The following is a 6,723-nucleotide window of genomic DNA, read 5'->3' on the forward strand; positions in this document are numbered from 1 at the left end:
TCCCAACCAGCCTCAATCATGGTCATGACAAGTAGGGGTGAACATTATAGCTCTCGGGATCAAGTCCCACGGGCAGGTACGTTCGACCAGGCTACTTTAATCCTCTATGCAAATGAAAAAAGGATCAACCAGAAAGAACTGGTTGATCTCATAATACGAACGGGCAGGAGAGTTGAAGATCAAACGCGGGGAACCGTACCACAAATAAGGGCAAGTTTTTTTTGAATTCCTTGCGGCGTATGGGTTTGAATATATGTGCGTAGGTCACATTTCGAAGAAACAAGAGAAAGGTGCATCGGTTCATTTTTTGATTTGTAAAAAGGTGTATATGAAAGTAAACAGATATCTATTTTCAAGCATAAAATTGCCTCATAGAATTAGTCGTAAAGGGGCCGTTTGGAGCTTGGATAAAATGGACACTCGGATCAAGACCATGTACCAGACTTGTTAAAATCATTTAAACCTAAGAAATGGGGATGAAAGATGAAGCGAAGTCAGAGGTATCCAAGACGAAGTTCCTTGCTGTTATCATTTGTGTTAATCTTATCGATTGTTTTTTCTGTTCAACCATCAGTAGTGAAGGGAGAAGGGGATAGGTCGCCGAAGATTTCGCAGGGGCAGGAGGATCAACAGCCTTTACTTGAAGTTCCTAATAAGCAGGGACAACAAGAAAAGTCCGATCCTGATCTCGAGCAACAACCCCAGTCTAACTTAGAACAGCCGCTTGCCGCTGCTGCTGCAACAGGATATTTCCCACCAAATACCGCGGCATCTGGGAATGTGAAGAACATGGCCTTGCTTTATACTGGATATTACGGTGGACGAACGACATACGAGGGAAGAGAAATCGGCACGTATGACAAGAATACGCTTTTGCCCTATGTTGCGCACTACAACAGTAATAATGTGATGGATGACACCTTTTTCGATTCATTTCTATTTCTAGGAATCAACACATCTGACTATAGAGATTTTGGTGATACAGCGGACCCTGCCAAGTGGACCTATAAGGCGGATTGGGAATGGTATATAAACCGTATTTTCACCTCTAATCAACAGCTCGATGCCCTCAACCAAGCAACCCAGCAAGTTGCAACCACACTAAACCTAACAAATTACAAATCCAAAGTATATATTATGCTGCCTTATCCTAATAGCGAAATCACCAATTTCGGAGATGTCGATAACGACGGAATCAGCGAAAATCTGAATTCGATGCCTAGCAATATGACGAAGGTAACCAAATGGTATATCGACACCGTATTAAGCAGATGGAATCAAGCCCAATACAGCAACCTTGAATTAAAAGGCTTCTACTGGTTCCATGAAGATATTGATCCCGGCAATCCGGGTGAAGTAAATGCAATTAATAACTCTGGTAACTATCTTCATACGCTTGGTCTGAAACTTGCCTGGATTCCATACTTTGGTGCCGGACAAAGCAACAACCGGAATAATTATGCAATCGATTTTAGCATCCAGCAGCCCAATCACTATTTCGTTCCGGAGACTGATTATTCGAGAATGACGAATGTATCGACCCAAGCTCAAACATATAATAAGGGCATCGAAATGGAGTTTGACGAAAGAGCGATGTTCGACCCCGATTTTAAAAACAGATTCGATAATTACTTAATGGCCGGCGTAGAATACGGATACATGACGGGAGCGGTCAAGGGTTGGTATCAAGATATTTTTGGGATATACAACTTGTATAAAAACAAGAATAACAACGGTGTAAACGGAGTTTATGACGGGAGACAGATGTATGAAGATATCTACAAATTTGTTAAAGGAACGTATACCATTCCAGTTAATCTTGCAAGCGGTAAATCGGCAGTAGCCTCATCCAACCAAAGTTCTTCTCTATCCGCTGCTAAAGCTGTTGACAATTTGCCGGGTACACGGTGGTCAAGCCAACAGTATTCAAGTACAGAGTGGATTTACGTCGATCTCGGGCAAGCTAATAACATCAAACGCGTTAAACTTAACTGGGAGTATGCTTACGGCAAGAGCTACAAAATTCAAGTATCGAATGATGCGGTCAATTGGACCGATGTGTATTCGACAACGACAGGCAATGGAGGTGTAGACGATATAGGCTTTGTGCCTACAACGGCAAGATACGTGAGAATGCACGCAACAGAGAGGGGCACGAGCTATGGTTACTCTATTTATGAGTTTCAAGTATATGGAGACAGCGTCGGATCCGCTACTACAACAAATTTGGCGTTAAATAATACAGCTACGTCATCTTCCAATCAAGAGGCAGCTCTTTCTCCGAATAATGCGGTTGACGGTAACGTGACGACAAGATGGGCCAGTCAGTTTGCAGACCCGCAATGGATTACGATCGACCTTGGGCAAGCTTATAACATAAATCGAGTTATATTGAATTGGGAGCTTGCCTATGGCAAAGGCTACAAGATTCAAGTATCGAATGACACTGTCAACTGGATGGATGTGTATACGACAACGAATGGAGACGGGGGGATTGACGATATATTCTTTACTGCCGTAAATGCAAGGTATGTAAGAATGTACGGAACCCAAAGAGCTTACTCCTTCTATGGCTATTCTTTATATGAATTCCAGGTTTATGGCAAACCGAATCTAGCGTTAAAAAAATCGGCAACATCCTCTTCCAACGAGACATCCACATTAACGGCCGATAAAGCGGTGGATGGTAATGTAACGACAAGATGGGCCAGCCTGTATTCAAATCCGCAATGGATCTATGTAGACCTCGGACAGGAAACCCGCGTCAACAATGTCAAACTCAACTGGGAGTATGCTCATGCTAAGGGCTATAAGATTCAGGTGTCGAACGATGCAACCAACTGGACGGATATATACATGACAACGAATGGAGACGGTGGTATAGACGATATCTACTTTGAACCGGTAAATGCAAGGTATATAAGGATGCATGCGACAGATCGAGGCACAGGCGACTGGTATTCTCTTTATGAGTTCGAAGTTTATGGCAGCTGATCCATTAGCATACGTAAAGCCTAATATGGGGTTCTGATCCCAAATAACAAAACAAGCCCATGCACGAAACACTGTGCCGGGCTTGTTTAGCTTGGACCCCATCACATGTCAGGCGGAATATATCCAATATCTCGGCTATTAGTTGACCGGATTTGCTGGTGGGCACGTGTCGGCGGGACTGCGTATTTAGAAAAATATGACAATCCCGCAAAGGATGTCTCAAAAACTTGCCGTTACAGACAGCGCGGTGAACCTTACCATAAGTGACGGCGAAAAGTTGAGTTGAAGGTTGAAGCTTTAATGCTAAATCTATCAGGAATAGTTCTCCATCATTTGATATAAATAATTTCGAAAGTCTTCAACATAGGTTTTGGGCTCTACAACTTTTAGATGAGTGCCGAAGCTTGCTAAAAGTTGAAATCCCATACGATTTTGTGGGACATAAATGGTTGCTAATAAAAATCCAGAACTATGGTCTTCAATACTTCTTCGACCATACCTTTCGATGATTTGATCTTTTATGCTAGGCGATATCCATGCCTTAATCGTGACGAATTCAGGTAGATAATTTGCTTCGTGTACTTGCTCTGACCAATCGTCTCTAGGATGAAACGCGCGTTCATCCATAGTAATATGATCGATCCGAGATAACTTGAAAGTTCGACATCCCTGTCGATGTAAACAGAATCCTTTCAAGTACCAACTTGATTCGCTAAAATGCAGCTCATAGGGCTCGATCATTCTATTCGTTACAGCCCCGTCTTTATCTGTATAATCAAACGAAACCAGCCTTTTCTTTAAAATGGATGTTTGACATGTCTTTAAGGTTTCAAGAATCTCGGACCGACCTTCCCATTCATAAAACGACAGTTGAATGGAACGATTCAGAGACAAAGGACTAACCATTGCCTCTATTTTTTTTATCGTTCTTTCAACTTCTTCAGTAAGGAGGATTTGTTCCAATCCGCCGAGCGCAGCTAATATATTCTGTAAATCGGAGCTGCTTAAAAGGCGTTTATCCACCTTGTATTCATCCATTATGCCGTACCCGCCTTTGACCCCATTGATAGAGTAGATCGGGATGTTCGATAAGCTCAGTGTTTCCATATCGCGAAGGATCGTTCTTTTGGAAACATTGAATAGTTGTGAGAATTCCTTTGTAGATATAATCTCTTTTCTCAGCAATATCATGATAATCGAAATGAGTCTTTCCACTTTGTCCATAATTGCCCTCTTTTTTTCTACATGATTTCAAAATGGTGACACTAAGATGTCACCTTTTGTTCATTATACTACATGTATCACAAGAAGGAGGAATTGCAATGTTTAATCCAACCGATTTTCCCAAGTCCACCCTTATTTCAGTCAACGGTGTGGAACTCGAAGTCTTTGAAGCAGGCCGACAAAATTTAGGAAAACCTATTGTACTCTGTCATGGCTGGCCAGAGCATGCCTTTTCTTGGCGCCATCAGGTGCCCGCCCTTGTCGCAGCGGGCTACCATGTCATCGTCCCAAACCAGCGGGGTTATGGCAACTCATCCCGTCCGAGCGTAGTAACAGACTATGACATTGAACACTTGTCGGGTGATCTCATCGCACTTCTCGATCACTACGAATACGAAGATGCCACCTTTGTCGGTCATGATTGGGGTGCAATGATCGTTTGGTGGCTGACCTTATTGCATCCAAACCGTGTAAATAAAGTGATAAATCTGAGCATGCCTTACCAAGAGCGCGGAGAAAGACCCTGGATCGAGTTCATGGAAGAAATACTTGGCGGCGACTACTATTTTGTCCACTTCAATCGACAGCCGGGTATCGCAGACGCCGTATTAGAAGAAAATACATTCCAGTTCCTTCGCAACATTTACCGGAAAAACGAGCCACCCAGAGCGCCTCAGCCAGGTATGGCGATGATTAATCTTGCCAGAGCAGAAACACCACTCGGCGAACCCATAATGAGCGACAGCGAACTGGCCGTTTTCGTCTCAGCCTTCAAATCATCAGGCTTCACGGCAAGTATAAATTGGTACAGGAACCTTGACCGCAACTGGCGCTTATTGGCGGACGTGAACCCAATCATCCAACAGCCTGCACTTATGATCTATGGCGACCGGGATGTGATCCCGAAGTTTGAAAAACTAACGAAGTTCGTGCCCAATGTGGAAGTGGTCAATCTGAATTGCGGTCATTGGATCCAGGAAGAAAAGCCGGAAGAAACAAACCAAGCAATTTTAAAATGGCTGGAACAATGGGAGATGTAGTTTTTTTCAACAACCAAGAAGAGTTTAACGATTGGTTAGAAGAACATCATACTGAAGCTAGTGAAATTTGGGTGGGCTATTTTGGGATAAGTACAGGGCGTGCAAGCCTTACTTGGTCTGCATCAGTAGATGCCGCTCTTTGTTTTGGGTGGATTGACGGTATACGAAAAACCATTGATAAACAAAGCTATAAGATTCGCTTTACTCCGCGCAAAGTAAATAGTGTATGGAGTGCTGTGAACGTAAAGAAGGTAAAAGCACTAATACAGCTTGGAAAGATGAGACCAGAAGGAATGCACGTCTTTAACAACAGAACCGATGCACAAGGCTATTCCTCTGAACAAAGAAACGTGGAACTTGCCAAAGAATATGAAGAACAAATCAAGGCAAATCAAACAGCCTGGCTATTCTTCACTAATTTATCACCATCCTATAAAAGAGATTCTATCTGGTGGGTAATGAGCGCCAAGAAAGAAGAAACACGATTAAGAAGGCTTGGAATATTGATCGCTTCATCTGAAGAAGGGCTAAAATTTCAACATTGCAAAAAATTATTACAGAATAAGGAAATATAAATAACAAAAGAATCGTTAAAAGGATTTTTGGTACTGCATAAATCTGGGTCTATTGTTTCCCTGATCTTTAGGAGAGAGGAGCTACTGTATTTCTCAATCATTTAGGGTTTAATTCTCATCAAAAGTCAGAACGTTTTAAATGCGAGGCATAAATCAAATCGCTAAATGAAGAAGGGATGAAACAGCTCATCCAAAATCGCAACCCCCTTCATTTTTATGGTACAGCCGACCCTCATGATCTATGGTGACCGGGATACGGTCCAGAGGTCTGAAAACCTGACAAAGTTCGTGCCTAATGCGGAAGTGGTTAATCTGGATTGCGGTCAATGGATCCAGCAAGAAAAGCCGGAAGAAACAAACCAAGCGATTTTGAGATGGCTGGAAAAGCAGAATGATGCTGAATAGATTCGCTTAGCAAGCAAAACTTAGAAAAACAATAAGGACACCCAAACAGGCAATGTCATTAAGTTAAGCTCAAAGGTAAGAACGGGAATAAAAATGGAATTCAAAACGGCATGGGAAAGCCCCGTGCCGTTTGTTTTTTACTTCACGCAAGGAAAAGGCGTATAACTAACAAAGCAGAAATACTGCAATAATTGAACAGGCGGAGAGAAAAGCATCGCTCTATGTTCTGTTCCAATCCAGTAAGATGCTCTTGGTACTGAAGAATGAGGGTAATAAGGACTTTCAAATTGATTAAGTGGCTTGCATACATGGTTTGCTGAAATAGGTTTTGTTTTGCCGCATCTAGCCGCCGTTGCACCCGTTGGTTAATCCAGTCCTCTGAACGCCCCTGTTTTGAAGAAAGCAGTTCTTTCATCTTAGATTTGAGTGTGTTTTCATCCGTCTGTAATACTGAATATGAGGTTGGGAATTCACTTAAAAACTGT

The 6,723-nt window shown here is 42.5% G+C and carries 5 protein-coding genes and 1 pseudogene; 4 read left to right on the forward strand and 2 right to left on the reverse strand.

Annotated features, from left to right (window positions below; genetic code table 11):
- The first annotated feature begins 483 nt into the window (after positions 1-483).
- Positions 484-2,994, forward strand: coding sequence for a discoidin domain-containing protein (locus ACFWMP_RS31370; RefSeq protein ID WP_379426207.1), 2,511 nt, complete (start codon positions 484-486; stop codon positions 2,992-2,994).
- Between the two features lie 312 nt (positions 2,995-3,306).
- On the opposite strand, the gene ACFWMP_RS31375 is transcribed toward ACFWMP_RS31370, so the two are convergent.
- Positions 3,307-4,218: a helix-turn-helix transcriptional regulator gene (locus tag ACFWMP_RS31375; RefSeq protein ID WP_339248230.1), complete on the reverse strand. Its 912-nt coding sequence runs from the start codon at positions 4,216-4,218 to the stop codon at positions 3,307-3,309.
- 98 nt (positions 4,219-4,316) lie between these two features.
- Here ACFWMP_RS31375 and ACFWMP_RS31380 point away from each other — a divergent pair, with 98 nt between their 5' ends.
- The 3 genes from ACFWMP_RS31380 to ACFWMP_RS31390 all read left to right on the forward strand — a co-directional run bounded on the left by ACFWMP_RS31380 (position 4,317) and on the right by ACFWMP_RS31390 (position 6,238).
- Positions 4,317-5,258 (forward strand): alpha/beta fold hydrolase, encoded by a 942-nt coding sequence (locus ACFWMP_RS31380; protein WP_379426210.1) that lies wholly within the window; start codon positions 4,317-4,319, stop codon positions 5,256-5,258.
- Positions 5,234-5,833: a YdeI/OmpD-associated family protein gene (locus ACFWMP_RS31385; protein ID WP_379426212.1), complete on the forward strand. Its 600-nt coding sequence runs from the start codon at positions 5,234-5,236 to the stop codon at positions 5,831-5,833. The genes ACFWMP_RS31380 and ACFWMP_RS31385 overlap by 25 nt, the downstream gene beginning before the upstream one ends.
- A 216-nt stretch (positions 5,834-6,049) precedes the next feature.
- On the forward strand, positions 6,050-6,238 hold the full coding sequence (locus ACFWMP_RS31390) for an alpha/beta fold hydrolase (RefSeq protein ID WP_379426214.1): 189 nt from the start codon (positions 6,050-6,052) through the stop codon (positions 6,236-6,238).
- 142 nt (positions 6,239-6,380) lie between these two features.
- Here ACFWMP_RS31390 and ACFWMP_RS31395 read toward each other — a convergent pair.
- A pseudogene (locus ACFWMP_RS31395) lies at positions 6,381-6,723 on the reverse strand (hypothetical protein); the annotation flags it as partial.

The sequence above is a fragment of the Paenibacillus sp. NPDC058367 genome, assembly GCF_042723305.1.
Taxonomy (GTDB): Bacteria; Bacillota; Bacilli; order Paenibacillales; family Paenibacillaceae; genus Paenibacillus_AQ.

Bases quoted from the DNA above. Each gene is read 5' to 3' on its own strand.
- ACFWMP_RS31370 (WP_379426207.1), top strand. From the start codon at position 484: ATGAAGCGAAGTCAGAGGTATCCAAGACGAAGTTCCTTGCTGTTATCA.
- ACFWMP_RS31375 (WP_339248230.1), bottom strand. From the start codon at position 4,218: ATGGACAAAGTGGAAAGACTCATTTCGATTATCATGATATTGCTGAGA.
- ACFWMP_RS31380 (WP_379426210.1), top strand. From the start codon at position 4,317: ATGTTTAATCCAACCGATTTTCCCAAGTCCACCCTTATTTCAGTCAAC.
- ACFWMP_RS31385 (WP_379426212.1), top strand. From the start codon at position 5,234: ATGGCTGGAACAATGGGAGATGTAGTTTTTTTCAACAACCAAGAAGAG.
- ACFWMP_RS31390 (WP_379426214.1), top strand. From the start codon at position 6,050: ATGGTACAGCCGACCCTCATGATCTATGGTGACCGGGATACGGTCCAG.